Raw genomic sequence first — 21344 nt, 5'->3', positions numbered from 1 at the left:
CACATCCATCAAAATAAAAAAGAGGTCTGAATAGACCTCTTTTTTATTGCGTCTTGGAACTGAATATAAATCAGCTAGGCGGCAAAAATAGCATTAAATCCCATTTTTCTTAGGAGTCGACGATACATACTTGAGCTACGGTCTGCTGGAAAATGCGCTTCCATCGATAAATCCAGGGGGAGATATTCAGGTTTCTGGGTTTCAACAATCAGTCGATCTTCTTCAAAAATCTGTAGATTGAATGCATAGGCATCCTCAACAGGTAAATCTTTATCATAATTACGGCAGATTGGTGCAAACAGGCGAGTTTGTCGCGCGCTTACAGGAGAGGCCGCATTCATGATCACCTGTTTGCTTTGATTCGGAAAATGAATGGTCAGTGTGGCAGTAAAAGGCAGGCTGATTTCAAAATGTCTGAGCCAGTTAAAATTATCTTGCCCTCGTTGCGCTGTGCCAATCGGATAGCGTCCGACACTGCTGATATAATCCGCATTGAAGCCATAACTGGTTTCTGTGGTGCTATAGTCTGGCACTTCAACATCATCAGGATCACCAAAAGTATCAGGATGTACCCACGCAAAATGGGCGACATCAATAAATCCTTCCAGTTGCCGACCGGCAAAGCAATTTAAGTCTACAAAAGGACATAGCAGTTGCTGGTAGTCTGCATCCTCCCAGTAGGGCATGTCAGGAATAATAGGTTTATCATCTTGGCGAGCTGCTAAGCAACACCAGATCAGTCCATACTTTTCAGTGGCAGCATAGGTTTTCAAATGAAAGCGCTCCGAGATTTTATGCTGTGGATGTGCAGGAATACGATTGCATTTGCCGGCATGCCCAAAGCGTAATCCGTGATAGCGACAGACAATACCTTGCCCGTCATGACGGCCCAAGCTAAGGGGAACTCCACGATGTGGGCAAACATCTTTTGCAACAATCAGTTCATCTCCCATTTTGTAAATAACCAATGGCATATCCAGCAACATGGCTGCTGTTGGCTGCTCTGAAATATCACGGGCGAGCGCAATCGGATACCAGTGCTGAGCAAGTAGCTGCCAATCATGCTCTGAAAAGGTCATGTGTATAGGTAAATCCGTATGCTTAAACGTTGTAATCACTTTGCTGTTCATCTTCTTATCTTCTGGCTCATTGGTATTGAATATAGCGAAGCCAGCTGTTCTAAGAAATTTCAATTAATTGAATGAAGTGTCGTAACTTTTAGAACACAGAAGTTGAGATGAAATTACATAAAGGCATGTAGTTGGTTTGCTGTTTAGTTGCATTCTGTCCAGCATCTCTACGATGGTTTTTTATAATGACAAGGTAGAAAATTGTCGCTGTTCTGCACAAATTGTGCATCTTTAATCTAAATCAGAAATAATTATGCATAAACTGTGATGCACAAATTCCATATTGTAGTGAGAGATGCTCAATATTTTGATGGATAGATGTCATCACTTTTGCACTTGGGACCTAGAGCTGAGGTCGGATCAGGCAAAACATCATGATTACAATGAATAGAAGGAACAAGGCATGCAACACTTAAATATGCAAAACCAATTTAAACTGATTATTAACGGTCAATCTTGTCTCGGTGAAGCAGGCGAACTTGAGATTATCAATCCTGCAACAGCTGCTGTTGCAGCAAAGTGTGCGCAGGCTTCGATTGCACAGGTGAATCAAGCAATTGAGGCGGCAAAGCAAGCTTTTGGAAGCTGGCAACGCAGTTCTCATGAGGAACGCAAAAGCATACTGAAAAAGATTGCGGATGGGATTGAACAACATGCCGAAACTCTGGCAGAGTTGATTGTAGTTGAGCAAGGTAAACCCTTGGCATTGGCACAAATGGAAGTACAGGGTGCGATTGGCTGGACACGTTATACCGCAAGTTTAGAAATACCAGTTGATATTATTGAAGACAGTGAACAGAAACGAATTGAACGTCATTATCAGCCCTTAGGTGTGGTGGCTTCGATTACGCCGTGGAACTGGCCGTTGATGATTGCGGTGTGGCATATCATGCCTGCCTTACGTGCGGGCAATGTAGTGATTAATAAACCATCTGAATTTACCCCTTTGGCTACGTTAAAACTCTGTGAAATTATTCAACAAGAAGTGCCTGCGGGTGTGATTTCAATCTTGCTGGGTAAAGGCGACGTCGGTGAGGCATTATCAACTCATCCTGATATCGCCAAAGTGGTTTTTACAGGTTCGACCAAGACGGGTCAGCACATTATGTCAGGTGCGGTAAAAACCTTAAAGCATCTGACCCTAGAGCTGGGTGGCAATGATGCGGGGATTGTTTTACCTGATGCCGATCTTGATCAAATAGCCAAGCGCATTTTTAACGTGGCATTTTTAAATGCTGGGCAAACCTGTGCTGCTTTAAAACGTTTGTATGTGCACGAAAGCCAATATGACGCGCTAGCACAAAAACTGGCTGATATTGCCAATGCCCAAAATGTTGGAGATGGCATGGCGACAGAGACCACATTTGGTCCTGTGCAAAATCAGCTGCAATATCAAAAAGTAAAAGCCTTAATTGCCGATGCGCTTGCGCAAGGTGCCAAGGCGCTGTCGGGTGATCAGACTATACCTGAGCAAGGCTATTTTATTGCGCCAACGATTTTAACTGGACTGGATGAAAGCTGCCGAGTGGTACAAGAGGAGCAGTTTGGCCCCGTGTTACCGATTCTAAAATATCGTGATATTGATGATGCAATTGCACGGGCCAATGCCAGTGAATTTGGATTAGGTGGTTCAATCTGGTCTTCTGATTTAAAAGCTGCACAGTTCTACGCTTCACAACTACAATGCGGCACTGCATGGGTGAATACCCATGCAGAGATTGTTCCACATGCACCGTTTGGTGGTTGGAAAATGTCGGGTGTGGGGGCTGAGTTTGGCATGGAAGGTTTGCTGGAAAATACAGTAGGACAAACTGTGCATATCAATAAAATCTAAACCTTCATATTTTTAAGGCGGATCTAATATCCGCCTTTTTGTTTTTATGCATGGTGCTGCTTAAAACGAGGTCTAAGTGGCTGGATGGTAGCTGTGACCCTTGGATTTGCTGAGAAAGTGATTCTGTTCTTTGATTTTTTTTAACACAATGTAAGATTTTATATGGCCAATAAAACTATAAGACAGTAGTCGCTCTGTCACGAATTGAGACAGCTGTTCCAGATTTTCTGCGACGACTTTTAAAATAAAATCAGCATCGCCGCTAATTGAAAAAGCATCCTGAATATTGTCCTCAGCTTCAATTAAGTCCTGAAAGGCCTGTTGTGACTTGGCCTCGTGAATACGTAAGTTAATGTGGATCATCGCGGTAACCTCCAAGCCTAAAGCTTGTTGGTGGATGCGGGCGGCATAACCCAAGATCACGCCTTTTTGCTCCAGTAACTGTCGTCTTCTGGAACATTGTGATGCCGATAAACCGATTAAATCTCCAACTTCCTGATTGGTGAGCCGTCCATTCTTTTGTAGGGCCTGAATGATTTGCCAGTCGAACTTATCCATTGCATAAAATCCTTTTATGATACACAAATATTGTATTTTTATTAAAATGCGTTTTTATTATGCACGAAATTTAACAGGTAGATGAAATATTATTTTTCTATGGAATAAAAAATTGACTTGAAAGGATGTAGAGCAATGTTCATAGAAATCGGTGATTTTTTAAATCTTCGTCTAAAACAAATGGGTATCCAACATCTGTTTGGTGTACCTGGTGATTTTAACCTTTCTTATCTCGAACAAGTTGAGGCAGATGCCCAACTTGAATTTATTGGTAATTGTAATGAATTAAATGCGGCTTATGCTGCTGACGGTTATGCACGCATCAACGGTTTTGCTGCTTTGACAACGACCTATGGGGTCGGTGATTTAAGTGCGATTAATGGCATTGCAGGTGCTTATGCTGAGAATGTACCAGTGGTGCATATTTCAGGGATTCCGCCTTTACATGTGGTGCAGAAAGGCACTCTGGTTCATCACACGCTGGTAGATGGCAACTATGACAACATCATGAACTGCATGAAAGAGTTCACTGTTGCACAGACCCGTTTAACCCCAGCCAATGCCGCCTATGAAATTGACCGTGTGTTACGTCAATGTTTCCTTGAACGTCGACCTGTACATATCCAGTTGGCATCGGATATTACTCACGTCAAAATTGAAGTGACAGATCGTTCACTCGATTTATCTTACCCGAGGGTTGAGCCAGAGCTGTTACAAAGCGCAGTCACCAAACTGTGTGAGGTGATTGCGCAAGCCAAGCGACCAGCGCTGCTGATTGATAATGAAGCCTCTGTTTTTGGGATTACCTCACTACTGGATGATTTATCCAAAAAATGCTCGATTCCTTTTGCCAGTATGCTGACCGCTAAAAATATTATGGATGAGGGTTCACCGCGTTATGTGGGAACCTATGTCGGTGGCGCAAGCCAAGCGCATGTGCGTCAGGCCATTGAGCAGTCTGATTGCTTGATGGGTATCGGGGTGCGTTTTACTGATGTCGGAACTGGGGTATTTACCCATCAAATTGCCACTGAAAACTATATTGAAATCAAACCTTATGGTTTGACGATTTTTGGACAGGATTTCCCCGGCATCGAAATTGGACAACTTCTGGTGGAACTGAATAAGAAGGTTGCACCACGAAAGTTAAGCCAGCCGATGTTGGAGCAGCAAGCACAACAGACACTTGAGGTGCCTGAACAGCAAAAGCTGAGTCAGGATGTCTTGTGGCGTTATATTGCGGGCTTTCTTAAAGATGATGATGTGGTTATCGGTGAAGTCGGGACTTCTAACTCAGCCTTGGCGGGGCTCAAGCTACCTGCAACTGCTAAATATATTGCACAACCACTGTGGGGCTCGATTGGTTATACCTTGCCAGCATTACTCGGTAGTTTATTGGCTGCACCAGAACGCCGCCAAATCCTATTTATTGGTGATGGTTCATTTCAGCTCACGGTACAGGAGCTTTCGACCATTATCCGTCATGGTCTCAAGCCCATTATTTTTTTACTCAATAATGGTGGCTATACCATTGAACGTTTAATCATGGGCGAGAACGCGGCTTATAACGATGTTCAGGACTGGAAATATAGCGAGATTCCAAATGTTTTTAACGGTAGCCAAGACTATAAAAGCTGTGTGGTAGAAACCGCAGGGCAGTTAAAGCAGGTTTTGGATAATATGCATCAGTTCGACGGAATGACCTTCATTGAACTAAAACTCCCAGCTATGGATGCACCATCTAGTTTGAAAAAATTTGCGTCAGTGATTGCCCGCTTTGATTATGGCGATCGAGGCTATGAAATCTTAAAACAGCGTTCCCAAGCATTACCCAGTAAAAAAGTAATTTCCTTCTGATCAGAAGGAAATTGGAAAATCTTCAACTTTATAAATTGATAAGAGAGCGAATCAGATTCGGAGCTTCATGCTGAGCTTCGAATCATGCGCTGTATAAAAAGGTGTACAGGATGTGACACACACATTGGAGATAACATGATGGATGTAAACAATAAACATGAGTTAAAGCAAGGATTGTCCAATCGGCATATCCAGCTGATTGCGCTAGGCGGGGCAATTGGGACAGGATTATTTCTGGGTCTTTCGCAAACCATCAAACTGGCAGGGCCCTCTATTTTATTGGGTTATGCGATTGCTGGTGTGATTGCGTTTTTAATTATGCGCCATTTAGGAGAAATGGTGGTTGAAGAACCCGTGAGCGGTTCATTTAGTTATTTTGCCAATAAATACTGGGGCCGCATGGCAGGCTTTATGTCGGGCTGGAATTATTGGGTGCTGTATGTGTTGGTCAGTATGGCTGAACTGAGCGCCATCGGGACCTTTATTCAGTTTTGGTGGCCAGACGTGCCCACATGGCTGACTGCCTTGGTGTTCTTTGTGCTGATTAATGCCATTAATCTGGTCAATGTCAGATTCTTTGGTGAGTCCGAATTTCTGTTCTCCTGCATTAAGATTGTTGCGATTTTAAGTATGATCGGTTTTGGTGCTTATTTATTGCTTTCAGGTTCTGCGGGTCCACAGGCGGGGATTGCCAATTTATGGCAACACGGTGGCTTTTTTCCACATGGCACGCATGGCTTTATTATGGCGCTTGCCGTGATCATGTTTGCCTTTGGTGGGCTTGAACTGATCGGAATTGCCGCAGCAGAAACCAAAAATCCTGAAACCACTATTCCTAAGGCGGTGAATCAGATTGTGTACCGTATTTTGATTTTCTATATTGGTGCAATCGGGATTTTACTCTGTCTTTATCCATGGAATATGGTGGCGGAAGGGGGCAGCCCTTTTGTGTTGATCTTCCAGTCTTTGAATAGTAATGGGGTTGCCAATGTCCTCAATTTTGTGGTGTTGATTGCAGCGGTTTCTGTTTATAACAGTTGTATTTATTGTAATAGCCGTATGTTGCATGGCTTGGCCGAACAGGGCAATGCACCTGCGATATTGAAAAAAGTGAATGCGCGTGGAATTCCGGTTCCTGCGGCGATTGTCTCTGCTTCGGTTACGGCGATATGTGTGTTGGTCAACTATTTAATTCCGGGTGAAGCCTTTCAGTTATTCATGATGCTGGTGGTTGCAGCATTGGTGATTAACTGGTTAATGATTTCCGTCACCCATTTGAAATTTAATAAAGCAATGCGCCTGAAACAACATCAAACCAAATTTAAAAGCATCTGGAGCCCATGGAGTAATTATCTCACCATCAGCTTTGTCTGCTTTATTTTGATTATTATGGCGATGACCCCTGATATGCGTTTGGCTGTTATTCTTGGACCGATCTGGCTGGCGATTTTAGCGGCGATGTATATCTTTAAATATCGTAAAAAAATGCTGGTTCTGCCCGAAGCACAGTCCAATCTTTAAATCAAAAAAGGCACAGTAAGGTGCCTTTTTTTTTATTGCATCAAAGTTGTATTGATCTAGAAGGGTGGAAACTTGTCCTGAACCAGATTGAGTTGAATTCCATGCTCTAAATAGGCTTTCAAGCTATCTACGACGGTGGTGAAGCCACCCGTATTATCAATAATAAAGGCAATCAGCTCATCACCTTGTAAGGGGATATTATAATTTTGAATTCTGAGATAGGTTTGATCGTCATTGATCGCTTCAAAGATAAAATCAACCGTACTGCTCGGCTCGCCCCATTGAATCTGAATCAATTCATTGGTAATGATTTTTGTCACCTTTACGTTTGCCGAAACTTGGTATTTTTCCCAAGTCCATTCAACCGTTTTTCCTTGTTCAAGTGGTGCTGTTGCCGAACTAAACCAAAATTTTGAGGTGATTTCTGGATCAATAAATGCTTCAAAAACGCTGTGGGCCGGTTTACGAATCAGCATTTGTGTTTCAATTATGACAGGATTTAGCATTGTATCTGTTCTTTTTGATAGGGAATTGTCATAAAACATATATAAACTGGTTGCTCTGCCCAAGATGCTTTTTGTTAAGCTGAATGCGCGAGTGTTCTTTTAAATCCGATAAAATTCAATATCTAAACGTTATTTTCTGAGTGTAATCGAGTTCCGAGCTGCAAAAAATAAAGCAGAAAATATGACTTTATGACCAATAATTTTCTAAAAATTGAGCTTAAGAAATGGCTATCACAAAAGCGTCATAAAGTTGTCACTTAATTGTCATATTATCTGCTCAAAATGCAGTTAACCAAAGTACAACACTTAACTTAAAAAGAGTTGTAAACCAAATTGCATAAATGAGAGAAAACAGAATGCGCTTAAATCCACGTCACATCGCAATTGCATTAGCTGTATCTGGGGCAACTGTAGCAACGACTGCGAATGCAGCTCGTGATACGATTCAAATTGCTGGTTCATCTACTGTATTACCGTTTGCAAGTATTGTTGCTGAAGAGTTTGGCAACACATTCCCACAGTTCAAAGCACCGGTTGTTGGTTCAGGTGGTACGGGCGGTGGTTTGAAGCAATTCTGCCAAGGTGTAGGTGATAACACCATCGACATCGCAAATGCTTCTCGTCAAATTAAAGACACAGAGCTTGATGCATGTAAAAAATCTGGTGTAAACCAAGTACAAGAAATTAAAGTGGGTTACGACGGTATCGTATTTGCATCAAATGTTAAAAAAGCAGCGTATAAATTAAAACCAATCCATGTATTCACTGCATTATCTGCACAGCTTCCTTCAAATGGTAAATTAGTTCCAAACCCATATACAACTTGGAACCAAATTGATAAATCATTACCAAATGAGCCGATCACTTTAGTTATTCCTGCATCTAACCACGGTACGCGTGAAGTTTTCCAAGAGAAAATGGTTGATGCTGGTTGTGAAGCATTTGATTACTACAAAGCTTTAAGTAAAGACGATCAAAAGAAAGCATGTTCAACCTTCCGTAAAGATGGTCGTGTGATTGAAATTGCGGGTGACTATACTGAAACTCTAGCTCGCTTGAAAACTTCTCCAAATGCAGTCGGTGTATTTGGTCTAGGTTTCTATGATTCAAACCGTGATAAATTACGTGTAGCGACTGTAAATGGCGTGACTCCATCTGAGAAAACTGTACTAGATGGTAGCTACCTTGTTTCGCGTCCATTGTTCTTCTACGTGAAAGGCGAGCACTTGAAATCAATCAAAGGCTTACCGCAATACACAGAATTCTTCTTAAACAAGAAAATTTCTGGTAAAGGTTCTAAATTAGAAAAAGCGGGCTTGATTCCTTTAAGCGACAAAGAGCGCGCAAAAATCCTAGCTGATTTCAAAGCTGGTAAATCAGTTAAGTAATATTGTTAAAAGGGAGGCTGGTGAGACGTTGGATCATCAGCCTTTTTGTCTAGCTAAGTTTTTTCAAATCATGAAAATTGAGAAAACAGTGGAGATTACATGAATCTGCTACTTATCGGTGTGTTATTAGCCCTTGTGGCAATTGCATATCAAATCGGGCTGAGTAAAAGCCGTAACCTAGCAGGTAAGGGAAATAACTCAGCAACACTACATTCTCGTCCAGGATATTATGGGGCGTTGGTTGCTTTGTGGTGTGGTATTCCTGCTTTTTTAATTTTGATTATTTGGAACTTGGTTGAACCAAGTATTTTACAGCATATTATTTTTAATAATATTCCTGCATCTGTAAGTTCGACCTTAGATGCGGCAGGTCGTGATGTTTTAACCAGTCGAGTGCAAGCCATTGCTTCTGGTTTCGGGGTAACAGATCAGCCAGCAGCATATGAAGTTGCAGCAGCGCAACAACTTGCTAAATTCCAGACCATTGGCTCATTTGCAAAACTTGCAGTGGTGATTAGTGCTGGACTGGCTGGTTTAGTGTGGGCAAAGCGTCATGTGAGCCAACAATTCCGTGCACGTAACCAAGTCGAAAAAACCATTAATGTTGCATTGATTCTGTGTTCTGGTGTCGCAATCCTGACAACAATCGGTATTGTTTTATCGATGTTGAGAGAAGCGTTACACTTTTTCCATTTTGTGAGTCCAGTTGATTTCTTCTTTGGTACTGAATGGAATCCAGGTTTTAGCACCTCAGGAAATGCAGAAGGCAGTTACGGTATCTTACCGCTGATTTGGGGAACCTTGATGGTCAGTGGTATCGCATTATTGGTTGCGGTACCGATTGGCTTGTTGGTTGCGATTTATCTGGCTGAATATGCATCGCCAAGGTTGCGTTCTTGGGCAAAACCTGCGATTGAGGTTTTGGCAGGGATTCCAACCATCGTTTATGGCGTATTCGCTTTAATGGTGATTGGCCCATTCTTCAAAATGGTGGGTGAGAGTGTTGGCATCAATATTAATGCGACCAGCGCACTCACCGCAGGTTTTGTAATGGGGATTATGATTATCCCATTCGTCTCCTCATTATCCGATGACATCATTACTCAGGTACCTCGCGCATTACGTGATGGTTCTTTGGGTTTAGGTGCAACGAAATCAGAAACGATTCGTCAAGTCGTTCTACCAGCTGCCCTACCAGGGATTACAGGGGCATTTTTACTTGCCGTATCCCGTGCCGTGGGTGAGACCATGATTGTGGTGCTTGCAGCAGGAAACAGTCCATTGTTGCATGCAAATCCATTTGAAGCAGTTTCAACCGTAACCGTCACGATTGTGAAGCAATTAACGGGGGATACTGACTTTGCCAGCCCGCAAGCACTGGTGGCATTTGCCCTTGGTTTAACGCTGTTTGTGATTACTTTGGGTCTAAACATTATTGCACTGTACATCGTGCGTAAATATCGTGAGCAATACGAATGAGTTCATCAAATACATCTCCTCTGGATCCGAACCTATTGGATCCTCAAGTAGCTGCTGAACAACGTGAGCAGCGTAAAAGAAAGATCCAAAGTTCTTTGGCTAAGCGTCATCGGAAAGAAAAAACCTTTCGCTTTGCCGGTATCTCGGCGGTTGTGATCGCGCTGGCATTTGTTGCCTTACTATTTGGTAGCATCTTGGCGAAAGGTCTGCCTGCTTTTTGGCAAAGCAGTATTACAGTTCCTGTTTATTTTGATCCAGCGATCATTAATGTTGGGGCGAAGCCAAAACAAACAGTTGGTGAAGCCCCAGCTCACTTTGAAGAGCGCATGGTCGCTTGGCAAACTGAAATGGGGATGGTGGATTGGGATGCCTTGATCGTAAATGGCATCGTTGCCAAAAATAAAGCATTAGAGTCTCAACGTGATTATCTAAGCAGTTTATATACCAGTTCTGAAGCATACCGTTTGCGTGATATGGTGCTTAAAAACCCTGCACTGATTGGAAGCAAAGAAGAGATCAAATTCTTAGCGGATGCCAATATAGATGTATGGTTAGCAGGTAATATTGACCGTAGTTTGCCAGATGATCAGCAACAACTTGAACCAGAAGTTCGTCAACTGGCAGATCAGTTAAAAGCAGAAGGAATTATTAAAAGTACCTTCAATACTAACTTGTTCTTTAGTCCAGATTCTCGTAGTTCACCTGCAACAAGTGGTTTAGCCGGCGCATTCATGGGTTCATTATTCATGATGATGATCGTGATTGTGATCTCGATTCCAATTGGTGTTGCGAGTGCAATTTATCTTGAAGAGTTTGCACCAAAGAACATGATGACGGACATTATTGAAGTCAACATTAATAACTTGGCTGCGGTTCCTTCAATTGTATTTGGTTTACTCGGTGCAGCTATCTTTATTGGCTGGATGCAATTGCCATTATCAGCACCACTGGTCGGTGGTTTGGTTCTGAGCTTAATGACTTTACCAACCGTGATTATCACGACACGTGCATCGTTAAAAGCAGTGCCGCCTTCGATTCGTCAAGCCGCGTTGGGTCTAGGCGCGTCGAAAGTACAAACCATTTTTCATCACGTATTGCCGCTGGCGTTACCGGGCATTATGACAGGTGCGATCATTGGGGTTGCACATGCACTGGGTGAAACTGCGCCATTACTTTTAATCGGAATGAGTGCTTTCGTTGCAAGCGTGCCGACAACACCACTCGATCAAGCAACCGCATTGCCAGTACAAGTGTATTTATGGCAAGGTAATGAATTACGTAACTTCTTCGAAGGACGTACTGCAGCAGCGATTATTGTTTTACTAGCGTTAATGATTGGTTTGAATAGCCTTGCCATTTGGCTCCGTAAGAAATTTGAAGTGCGTTGGTAATTGAGGAGAGTACAATGAATACGATTGATATTATGAACGCCGTAGAAAAGGATAAATCAGTGAATCCACAGCAAAAAGAATTTACGTCACCTGAAGCGCAAGTTCAGCAATCAAATACTGCATTTGTCTCTCAGTTTGAAACGGCTTCTTCAAATAAAAAGCCAAAAACGAGCGAAGTGAAAATCAGTACCAAAGATGTTCATGTTTATTATGGTGACGCTGAGGCGATCAAAGGCATCGACCTTGATGTTTACCAGAATGAGGTGATTGCATTTATTGGCCCATCGGGTTGTGGTAAATCAACGTTCTTACGGACTTTAAACCGTATGAATGACACGATTGATAGCTGCCGTGTGACAGGTAAGGTGACTTTGGATGATCAAGATATCTATGATCCAAACCTTGATGTGGTGTTATTGCGTGCGCAAGTAGGCATGGTGTTCCAAAAGCCAAACCCATTCCCAAAATCAATTTTTGACAATGTTGCTTATGGCCCGAAACTACATGGTCTGGCACGTGATAAATATGATTTAGAAGAAATCGTGGAAAACAGTTTACGTAAAGCGGGCTTATGGGATGAAGTCAAAGATCGTTTGAGTCAGCCAGGCACTGGTTTATCAGGTGGTCAGCAACAGCGTTTATGTATTGCACGTACCATTGCGGTGAGTCCAGAAGTGATTTTGATGGATGAACCATGTTCGGCACTCGATCCAATTGCGACCGCAAAAATTGAAGAATTGATCTCAGAATTGTCAGAACAATTCACCATTGCGATCGTCACCCACTCTATGCAACAAGCGGCGCGTGTCTCTGACCGTACAGCTTACTTCCATTTGGGTGACCTGATTGAAGTGAACTCGACTGAAAAAGTGTTTACTCAGCCTGATCATCAATTGACTGAAGCTTATATTACAGGGCGTTTTGGTTAATTTTTTAGGGTTATATAAAAAAGGGTCTTCGGACTCTTTTTTTATATATAAATGAAAATGAATCTATTTTGCAAAATCGCTATTGAATTTTTATTGAGCAGACCACATCTTAGAACAATAACGCCGAACTTATAGAGCACATACTTCATGTTATTCCATTTACCTAAGTTTCCTGCTGAAATTCGTATTAGTCATTTAAATGCGCGTGTGAATGAACAAAGAAAAAGAATTGCGCAAACGACAGCATCTCGTTTGGAGTTATTACAACTTGTTCAACAACTTTCCAAAGAAGCCAAGATCCGCAAAAAGAATGATCAAAAAATCTATGTCCTCGACTTTAAAGGGGATGTCCAAGCTTCTGCCGTAGATACTATTCGTGAAGAAATTACCCTGATTTTAGCGACTGCCAAAGCAGGGCATGACCGTGTTGTTGTTCGCTTGGAAAGTCCTGGTGGAATGGTGCATGGCTATGGTCTTGCAGCAGCTCAATTGGTGCGTTTACGTGATGCAGGCTTTCACGTCACCATCTGTGTAGATAAGGTTGCAGCCAGTGGTGGTTATATGATGGCATGTATTGCCAGCGAAATTATCTCTGCGCCGTTTGCTGTGGTTGGTTCGATTGGTGTGGTCGCACAAGTGCCAAACTTCAATCGTTTGTTAAAACAACATAATGTTGATTTTGAATTATATACCGCAGGTGAATACAAGCGTACCGTGACTATGTTTGGTGAAAATACACCAGAAGGTAAGGCGAAGTTTGAAGAAGAATTGCAGCAAACCCATTCTTTATTTAAACATTTTGTTGAGAAATATCGTCCTCAACTGGATATTACAAAAGTGGCAACAGGCGAGCACTGGTATGGTGAGGATGCCCGTGAACTGAACTTGGTAGATAAGTTGCAAACTTCAGATGAGTATTTATTAAGTCTATTACCAAAGCATGATATTTATGTGATTAATACCCGTAAACGTCCAACTTTTGGTGAGAAATTAGGTTTGCAAGCTGCACAAATGGCTGAGAGTTTAATTCCGACTGTGCTCAGTAAAATTACCGATAGTCTGGCAAAGGCAAATAGCACATTGGTACAAATGCGTGATCCAAAATTTTAATGATTGGAACTGTAAAATGATCTTGAAAAACCAGTCTATAGGGCTGGTTTTTTTATGTGCCTTACTGCTGATTTCTATGAAAATACTTGGCTAGATTTGAATATTTGGTGAATTAAACAAACATGACAAAACTTCTGATCGAAGAGATTGTAGTCATATCAATCATTTGATATTTTATTTGCAAGATGAATTACTTAATTATTCATTAATCGAAGAATTATTTAAAAATATAATTGATAAGTGAGCATAATAATGACAAGAGTTGTTGTTTTTTCAAAGAAAAACTCGAATATCCTACAAGATGCACAACTAAAAAGTGTGGTTTTAGACCAGCCTTCGATCGTACAGATTGGTGTAAATCAAGCAGATATTAAATCAATTATCAAGCAAGGTAATGATCTTGTCATTACACTAAAAAATGGTGAAAAGATTGTTGTTAGTGGTTTTTATAGTAATGAAAATCTAACCGAACACAGCCTAGCACTCGCAAAAGTGGATGGTACTTATGCGGTCGCAGAGTTTGATGATTCGGGTAAATTTGTTCGTTATGCCCCAGCGACCTCATTGACCCAATTTGCATATACTGATGCAGTTACTACACCAGTTTCTCAGCCTCAAAATGTTGATCATGATTCTGCGATTAGTAAATCCCAATTATGGAAAGTGGGTTTGGCTGCTTTAGTCGCAGAAGGTGTGTATTTATGGGCAGTAAAAGATGATGATGACGATAAAAATAAAAGTAGTAACCAACCGATTGATATAACACCACCAGGGACACCGACAGCGAATTTGGGTACAGATACACAAACCATTACGGGTAAAACCGAAGCTAAGGCCAAAATCGAAATTAAGGATGCTGCGGGGAAAGTGATTGCTACGACTCAAGCCGATGCCGAAGGAAATTACACGATTAAGCTGGATCAGCCTTTGGTGAATGGTGGCAAGGTCAGCGTGACCGCGATCGATAGTTCTGGCAATGCCTCTAAAGCAGCTGTCGTGACGGGAAATAAAGATACCATTGCACCAGATGCGCCGACAGCACAACTTAATGCAGATGGCACAATTGTTACTGGCAAGGCAGAAGCCAATGCAAAAGTCTCGATTTATGATGCTGATGGAAAACTATTAGGTACCGTGATTGCGAATAAAGAAGGACTGTATTCGATAAAAGTTTCACCTGTATTAACCAGTGACAAAGGCGGAACAGTGGTTGCCGAAGATGCTGCAGGAAACAAATCGACACCTTCTAAAGTGATTGCCGGAAAAGATACTTTGCCTCCTGATCAACCTTTTGTGGATGTAAATAAGGAAGGTTCCTCAATTCAAGGTCGAGCAGAGGCGAATAGCAAGGTACAGATCAAAGATGCGGATGGAAAAATCATTGGCAGTGGAGTCACAGATGCGCAGGGTAAATTTCAGATTACACTTTCACCCGCATTAGCCACAGATAAAAAGGCAACCATCATTGTAGAAGATGCTGCTGGCAACCAGTCCAAGCCACTTGAGATTACTGCTGGAAAGGACACTATTGCGCCAGATAAAGCGGTTGCTGAAATCAATGCAGCAGGTGATTCGGTGGTAGGGACAGCGGAAGCAAATAGTAAAATTGAAATTAGAAGTGCAGATGGGAAAACGCTGTATGGTTCAGGTACTGTTGGTGCGGATGGAAAATTTAGCATTACACTTTCATCAGCTTTAACCGATAAAAATGTAGGTAAAGTCTATATCATTGATGCTGCAGGGAACCGTTCCGAAGCTTCCGATGTGGTCGGGACAAAAGATACCATTGCGCCCAATAAACCTATTTTGCAAACGGTCATGGATGATGTCGGTGCAGTAAAAGGGGCGATCGCTGCGGGAGGTGATACCGATGATAGCAAACCGACTTTGGCAGGTGTGGGCGAAGCAAAAGCCGTCCTGACGATTTATGACAATGGTCAACCGATTGGTACGGTAACAGTCGGGGATAATGGCAGATGGAGTTTTGAAGTTAAGCAGGATTTGAGTGTAGGGGCGCATAAAATCACCTTAACCCTGACTGATGCAGCAGGGAATATTAGTGAGACGAGTGATGCATTTAGTTTTAATGTGCTTGCACCTGCTGTAGCGAAAGCATCTTTGGCAGATACGGTTGATTTGGAAGCCTTGCAAACCCAGCAAGCTGAACCTGTTTCTGAATCGACCAACACTGAAAAATTGGGCTTAAGCAGCTTATTATCTTCTCCAGAACCAACATCAAATCAGTTGGATGAGGTTTTGAACCAATTGCTTACAGGGCAAAACTCATCTCCTACAATCAGTCATTCAGCAAACGCTGATTTAACAAATCTGGATTATGCTCAGACCATTAAAGCCGATCCTTTAGACCAGCTTACGGTATTGCAACATTCTATTATTTAATTGGTATTCATATTGAGAATAGCGCCTATTTTTGAATAGGCGTTTTTTGTTTGAGCAGTTGAATAATACCGATTAGCAGTGCTCCGATGGTTGCAAGGAACATATCTTTGTGGGCATCCCACACGTCGCCTTGTTGGCCATTATAGTTTTCAGCATCTTCAGGTGATAAACCAATGGCGATCCACCATTCGATCAGTTCATAAAACATGCTCGATGCCATGACAAACTGGATAACCAGCAGAAATAGGGTCAAAGGTTTGGCAGTTGGTAACCAGACTTGAAAACAGCGATAGAAAAAAGGATAGAGTAATAGACCGTAAGCAAAATGCACCAGTCGATCATACATATTACGTGACCAACCCATGGTTTGATTTAAGTCAAAGTGAAAAAGGCTTTCAATCCATTCATTATAAGGCACATAAGAGTAGAGGTAGTGTGCCCCTAAGATATGGATCAAAAGAAAGCCCAGATAGAGGCAAAAACTATAAAAACTGATGCCAATCTTTTTCATCGTGACGATGAGGGCGATGAGCATCAACACGGTACCCGCTTGGTGTAGTAGATAAGCCTCAAACTCAAGCGGTTGAATACTTGCAATTGCAACCACCAGAAGCACAATCGCCAGTGCAATATAATGTTTTAAACTCAGTTGTTGTTCGATCATACTGTATCCTAAATACAGTCAGGCAAGTTTTATTGCTGTTACTCAGTGGCCTTTACTGCAATTGTTCCTTTGGCTGTAGAGACGCCACCGAGTGCCTGACATGCTTGCTTATATAATTGATATTTTTGTTGTACAACTTCATCGAGCGGAATGTCAAAGAGATCTTCACCATTCTTATATTGTTCAATATAAGATGCTGCTTTGTCTTTATTCGCCGCCAGTGATTGTTGATAAAAATTTGAAATAGAAGAAGTTGCTAACTCATTGGATTCAATATTGTTACATTGAAAACTCTGTAGGACTTTTTCAGCGCGTTTTACTTCGCTTGATTTCCCAAAGATACAACCGGTTAAGCTCACGGTGGCAATGAGCAAGTACAAAAGCTTCATGATCGATAGAGTAGAATTTTAAAGGTGCTATTATTGTATATAAGGTGAATTTTATAAATTAATTATTTATGTCTAACACGATAAAAATTAATATTTTTTTACTCTGCATATCTAATTGTACAAAAGTTAAATAGACTGGATGTAAAATGAAAATAAGAAAAGCGCGGCTGTGTGATTGTTGATGCCTGTGTACCCTATAATTTATAGCGCTGCAGGTAATCAAGGAAACGAGCTTTGAAGGGGGAGTCCCCATATAATTCCAGATGGTCGCCGTATGGAGTGGTTATTTTAAACAGCAGTTTGTAAATAGTAGATAAAAACATTCAATTGATTGATAAAAAATGATTTTTAGCGGTATGCTAAATAGGAAAGTCATCAACACATCTTGTTATGTACATTAAGCACCCTTTTTTATTCTGTTTTTTGATTGGTCTCTCTGCTGGAGCTTATGCGGATGATTATGATTTTTTTGCAGAGCCGAGCGAAGATACAGAACATATGTTTGATGCTGCTTATCCTGAAATGAAAACAGCATATTCAGTTTTGCATAACCAATTTTTTCAAAATGAACGTTGGCGTGTCTATAACTATACGGCTTATCAAACCAATCAGTTTAACCATAAGATGTTGACAGGCGATACCACTAGCCTGTCACTGGATGATTTTTCGATTTCAGTCGGTTATGGCATGATGTATCAGTTGAACCAGACCAATCGAATTGGCTATGAATATCTTTCCAGTTTTCCCTTTGACCGAGGGCAATTGATTCGATTTTTCTGGTTACGGATTTTTTAACTGACTTTTTGATATAAACCGGCTCTGACCATACCTGCTTTGGTTTCTTTTATTTTCTGCCAAGTAGGCGGTAGGGTGAGTTGAGCTAAATCTCGATCTGCTTCTACATAAATATAAGCATGGTTTGCAATCATTGGGTTAGCCAGCTCAGCTAACTCTTGCCATAAATCTAGACTATAGGGCGGATCAAGAAACACCACATCAAAACTTGCGTTTAATTTTTTTAAAGCTTGCTGTGCCGTTGCAACATGCAGTTGGCAATTTTCCGCTTTTAGCAGTTGAATATTGTCTTTTAAGACTTTGGCTTGTGTTGGATTCGGTTCAATCATTACGACTTTTGCAGCTCCACGAGAAAGCGCTTCGAAACCTAATGCACCAGAGCCACTGCACAAGTCTAAAACCTGTGCGTTTTGAATATCCCACATCAACCAGTTGAATAGTGTTTCACGGACACGATCTGGTGTTGGACGTAAACCATCAATACTGGCAAAGGGTAAAGTACGGCGTTTCCAGTTACCACCGATGATACGTAATTGATTTTTCATTATTCAGTCACTCCATCCGTAGGTTGAGCACCTGTTGCTGGTGCAACAGGTGTAGAAGCTGGAGCGGATGAAGCGACGGGTGTAGATGCTGCTTGGCCATTCTGTGTTGCCGTGGTTGCAACACTGCTGCTTGGTAGTTCACCTGGTTTAATTCCCGCAGTCATTAAGCCTCCACTGACTTGATGGCTAGCTGGACGAAGTGGATTCTTTTTACGTGTCACCAGCCAATAGTCAAAGATTGGACGTGCTAGTTGGGCAGCTGAACCGCCATGTTTACCATTTTCCCAAACCACGGCAATGGCAATTTCAGGATTATCGGCAGGCGCAAAACCAACGAATAAGCCATGGTCCCATTGTCGAGATGAAAGTGCTGCTTCGTTATAACGTTTACCTTGAGCAATACTCTTGACTTGGGCTGTCCCTGTTTTACCTGCGATTGAATATTGCAAACCACCTTTAATACCACGACCTGTACCAGATTGAATCACATCCACCATTGCATCATGCATGTTGATCCAATCTTGTTCTGTACCATTGAAATTAATTTTGCCATCAGGCGCGTTATGGACACTAAATTTTTTGGCACCTTTGGTTTCTCTGAGTACATGTGGTGTGACATGTGAACCTTTATTGGCTGTGATCGCAGTTGCCATAGCAAGTTGTAAAGGTGTAGAGGTAAATGCCCCTTGCCCGATACTGACTGAAATGGTTTCACCTTTTAGCCATTTGGATTTACGCGTTCGCATTTTCCATTCAGGACTCGGGTAGAGACCTGTGCTTTCACTTGGTAAATCAACTCCAGTTTTTTCACCAAAGCCAAATTGGCGCATCCAGTCATTCATTTTCTCAATGCCCATGCGATAGGACAGGACATAGAAATAGGTATCGCAGGACACAATTTGAGCTTTATGCATGTTCACTGAACCATGACCCGTTTTTTTATGGTCACGGAAGCGGTGACTGTCACCAGGCAATGAGAAATAACCTGGATCGGAAATTGCAGTGCTCCAATCGACGAGACCATAATGAATACCACCTAAACCAAACATTGGTTTAATGGTTGAACCTGGTGGATATGCCCCCTGAACCGCACGGTTATAAAGCGGTTGATCGAGGTTGTCACGCAGTCCACTATAGTCTTTGGAACTAATTCCTGTCACGAAGAGGTTTGGATTAAAACTTGGGCTGGAGACCAATGCGAGGATTTCACCTGTACGTGGGTCCATGGCTACAATTGCACCACGGCGATCTGCCAATTGTTTTGCGGCAATAGTTTGTAAACCGTAATCAAGTGATAAATACAGATCATTACCACGCGCTGGATTTTGGCGACCTAAATTACGTAGTACATTGCCGTGTGCATCGGCTTCAACAGATTCATAGCCAGGAATACCATGCAACAGGTCTTCATAGCTTTTTTCGACCCCAATTTTACCAATCAGGTTGGTACCCGCATATAAATCCTTATCAATAGACTTGAGTTCTTTATCATTGATACGCCCCACATAACCAATCACATGCGCAAACAATTCACCATGTGGATAGTAGCGGGTCATTTGGGTTTCAATTTTGACCCCAGGAAAGGCATATTTCACTTCACTGAATTTGGCAATATCGGTTTCAGTCAAATTCAATTTGATCGCAAGGCGTTCAGTTTTACGTGCAGTTTTGACACGGCTTTTAAAGCGGTCAACATCATCTTGGGTCAAGCCCAGAATTGGAATGAGACGGGTAATGGTGTCATCAATATCGCTGACATCGGCACGACTCAGTGTTGCAGTGAAAACTGGATAGTTATCTGCTAATAGCACGCCGTTACGATCGTAGATGTAGCCACGAGCGGGTGCTAATGGCTGTAAGCGAATACGGTTCTTATCTGATGCCGTTGTAAAATCATCGTAATGAACGATCTGTAAATATGCATAACGACAGATCAATAAAAGTAGAAAAATCGCCACGACAAAGATTGCAAAAAAGATTCGACCCTTATAAATGCGCTTTTCTTGTTGCATATTTTTTAAAGGAAAGTGCTGTTTCATAGGGTGTCGACTTAATTACAAGATGGAGAGAATACAAAGGCTACGCATTTTAACGTAAGTTGCATGATCATACTGTAGAATTTTCAACAAATCATGCAAATGATGCTGCGACAGCTTTTGACTTTGCAGACATTAAAATTGTATGGTCTTGTATATTAGAAGCAAAATAATTCTGTTAAAGTCACAAACAGTTTGAAATAGGATTTTCCAATACACTCTTAGGGAAAATGGAGAAAATAATGAGAAAAATTTGCCTTTTATTATCGGTTTTAACACTTACTGGTTTTGCCCATGCTGACGAAAATCCGTTTAAGCCTGAGCCTAAATTAAAAGATGCAAACGTTTCAACGTGGAATGTAGGTGCAGGTTTTACTAAGAAATTATTACATGCCAACCTTGAATGGGTAAATCCGTATGGGATTGCCTACGCCAAAGCGGGTGCATTTTTAAATGATGACAATGAACCCGGTGGACAAATTGGATTCCGTTACCCGTACTACTTAACTGGTACCGATAAAAATGGTTATTACCTTGGTGTCTATGCAGGACATTTAGACAGTAAGAACTATGGGGGTAAACAAAAGGGCAACTTGGGTGTTGGTGCCGATCTTGCTTATGTCTGGTTGAATAGTGAGCGTATCAGCACATTCAGTGTAGGCGCAGGAGTACGCGAAAAAATAGAAGATGGGAATGGCAATACTGTGAAAAAATCAGAACCTGTCCTTCAGTTTTCTTATACCTTAAGTTTTGGTTTGTAAGAGGAAATTAACGTTCATCCTTTTATAGGCCATCATGTATCAATAATTCAG

General features: G+C 41.7%; 18 protein-coding genes. 11 read left to right on the top strand and 7 right to left on the bottom strand.

Features of this window, described 5'->3' with window-relative positions:
* Positions 1 to 74 precede the first annotated feature (74 nt).
* On the bottom strand, positions 75 to 1130 hold the full coding sequence (locus MN869_RS02980) for an aromatic ring-hydroxylating dioxygenase subunit alpha (RefSeq protein WP_241345343.1): 1056 nt from the start codon (positions 1128 to 1130) through the stop codon (positions 75 to 77).
* 403 nt (positions 1131 to 1533) lie between these two features.
* On the opposite strand from MN869_RS02980, the gene MN869_RS02975 reads away from it, so the two are divergent.
* A complete protein-coding gene (locus MN869_RS02975; RefSeq protein WP_033133412.1) occupies positions 1534 to 2964 on the top strand; it encodes an aldehyde dehydrogenase family protein in 1431 nt (476 codons plus the stop codon).
* Positions 2965 to 3036: 72 nt separating this feature from the next.
* Here the strand turns inward: MN869_RS02975 and MN869_RS02970 are convergent, their stop codons facing one another.
* On the bottom strand, positions 3037 to 3522 hold the full coding sequence (locus tag MN869_RS02970) for an Lrp/AsnC family transcriptional regulator (RefSeq protein ID WP_033133413.1): 486 nt from the start codon (positions 3520 to 3522) through the stop codon (positions 3037 to 3039).
* A 135-nt stretch (positions 3523 to 3657) separates the two neighbouring features.
* Here MN869_RS02970 and MN869_RS02965 point away from each other — a divergent pair, with 135 nt between their 5' ends.
* Positions 3658 to 5379 (top strand): thiamine pyrophosphate-binding protein, encoded by a 1722-nt coding sequence (locus MN869_RS02965; protein WP_033133414.1) that lies wholly within the window; start codon positions 3658 to 3660, stop codon positions 5377 to 5379.
* A 138-nt stretch (positions 5380 to 5517) separates the two neighbouring features.
* A complete protein-coding gene (locus MN869_RS02960; protein ID WP_017402412.1) occupies positions 5518 to 6900 on the top strand; it encodes an amino acid permease in 1383 nt (460 codons plus the stop codon).
* 56 nt (positions 6901 to 6956) lie between these two features.
* Here the strand turns inward: MN869_RS02960 and MN869_RS02955 are convergent, their stop codons facing one another.
* Positions 6957 to 7406, bottom strand: coding sequence for an SRPBCC family protein (locus MN869_RS02955; protein ID WP_005202319.1), 450 nt, complete (start codon positions 7404 to 7406; stop codon positions 6957 to 6959).
* A gap of 356 nt (positions 7407 to 7762) precedes the next feature.
* Between MN869_RS02955 and MN869_RS02950 the strand changes: the two genes are divergently transcribed.
* From MN869_RS02950 to blp2, 6 genes are all read left to right on the top strand, one after another.
* Positions 7763 to 8794 (top strand): substrate-binding domain-containing protein, encoded by a 1032-nt coding sequence (locus MN869_RS02950; RefSeq protein WP_004801282.1) that lies wholly within the window; start codon positions 7763 to 7765, stop codon positions 8792 to 8794.
* A gap of 99 nt (positions 8795 to 8893) precedes the next feature.
* The gene (gene pstC, locus MN869_RS02945) at positions 8894 to 10273 is read left to right on the top strand and encodes a phosphate ABC transporter permease subunit PstC (protein ID WP_004652128.1); all 1380 of its coding nucleotides are present in this window, start codon (positions 8894 to 8896) and stop codon (positions 10271 to 10273) included.
* The gene (gene pstA / locus MN869_RS02940; RefSeq protein WP_005202321.1) at positions 10270 to 11664 is read left to right on the top strand and encodes a phosphate ABC transporter permease PstA; all 1395 of its coding nucleotides are present in this window, start codon (positions 10270 to 10272) and stop codon (positions 11662 to 11664) included. Before pstC ends, pstA begins: the two co-directional genes overlap by 4 nt.
* A 14-nt stretch (positions 11665 to 11678) precedes the next feature.
* Complete coding sequence (gene pstB, locus MN869_RS02935; RefSeq protein ID WP_005202323.1) at positions 11679 to 12593, top strand: phosphate ABC transporter ATP-binding protein PstB; 915 nt, start codon at positions 11679 to 11681, stop codon at positions 12591 to 12593.
* Between the two features lie 147 nt (positions 12594 to 12740).
* Positions 12741 to 13703 (top strand): protease SohB, encoded by a 963-nt coding sequence (gene sohB, locus MN869_RS02930; RefSeq protein WP_005202324.1) that lies wholly within the window; start codon positions 12741 to 12743, stop codon positions 13701 to 13703.
* A 252-nt stretch (positions 13704 to 13955) separates the two neighbouring features.
* Entirely contained in the window at positions 13956 to 16103 is a 2148-nt protein-coding gene (gene blp2 / locus MN869_RS02925) for an Ig-like repeat protein Blp2 (protein ID WP_005202326.1), read from the top strand.
* A gap of 25 nt (positions 16104 to 16128) precedes the next feature.
* Here blp2 and MN869_RS02920 read toward each other — a convergent pair whose 3' ends face one another.
* Together MN869_RS02920 and MN869_RS02915 are read right to left on the bottom strand one after the other, a co-directional pair.
* Entirely contained in the window at positions 16129 to 16767 is a 639-nt protein-coding gene (locus MN869_RS02920; protein ID WP_005202327.1) for a DUF2238 domain-containing protein, read from the bottom strand.
* A gap of 38 nt (positions 16768 to 16805) precedes the next feature.
* Entirely contained in the window at positions 16806 to 17156 is a 351-nt protein-coding gene (locus tag MN869_RS02915) for a hypothetical protein (RefSeq protein ID WP_004801268.1), read from the bottom strand.
* Positions 17157 to 17546: 390 nt separating this feature from the next.
* Here MN869_RS02915 and MN869_RS02910 point away from each other — a divergent pair, with 390 nt between their 5' ends.
* Entirely contained in the window at positions 17547 to 17951 is a 405-nt protein-coding gene (locus MN869_RS02910; RefSeq protein ID WP_005202329.1) for a hypothetical protein, read from the top strand.
* On the opposite strand, the gene rsmD is transcribed toward MN869_RS02910, so the two are convergent.
* Together rsmD and mrdA are read right to left on the bottom strand one after the other, a co-directional pair.
* Positions 17948 to 18496: a 16S rRNA (guanine(966)-N(2))-methyltransferase RsmD gene (gene rsmD / locus MN869_RS02905; RefSeq protein ID WP_005202330.1), complete on the bottom strand. Its 549-nt coding sequence runs from the start codon at positions 18494 to 18496 to the stop codon at positions 17948 to 17950. The genes MN869_RS02910 and rsmD overlap by 4 nt on opposite strands.
* Positions 18496 to 20535: a penicillin-binding protein 2 gene (gene mrdA, locus MN869_RS02900; protein ID WP_005202332.1), complete on the bottom strand. Its 2040-nt coding sequence runs from the start codon at positions 20533 to 20535 to the stop codon at positions 18496 to 18498. The genes rsmD and mrdA overlap by 1 nt, the downstream gene beginning before the upstream one ends.
* A gap of 239 nt (positions 20536 to 20774) precedes the next feature.
* On the opposite strand from mrdA, the gene MN869_RS02895 reads away from it, so the two are divergent.
* A complete protein-coding gene (locus tag MN869_RS02895; protein WP_004801255.1) occupies positions 20775 to 21293 on the top strand; it encodes a hypothetical protein in 519 nt (172 codons plus the stop codon).
* Positions 21294 to 21344: the final 51 nt, after the last annotated feature.

Source organism: Acinetobacter sp. NIPH1876 (genome assembly GCF_022808535.1).
Classification (GTDB): domain Bacteria; phylum Pseudomonadota; class Gammaproteobacteria; order Pseudomonadales; family Moraxellaceae; genus Acinetobacter; species Acinetobacter higginsii.
Note: the sequence above shows the minus strand (reverse complement) of the source record. Positions and strands in the feature narration are given on the sequence as shown.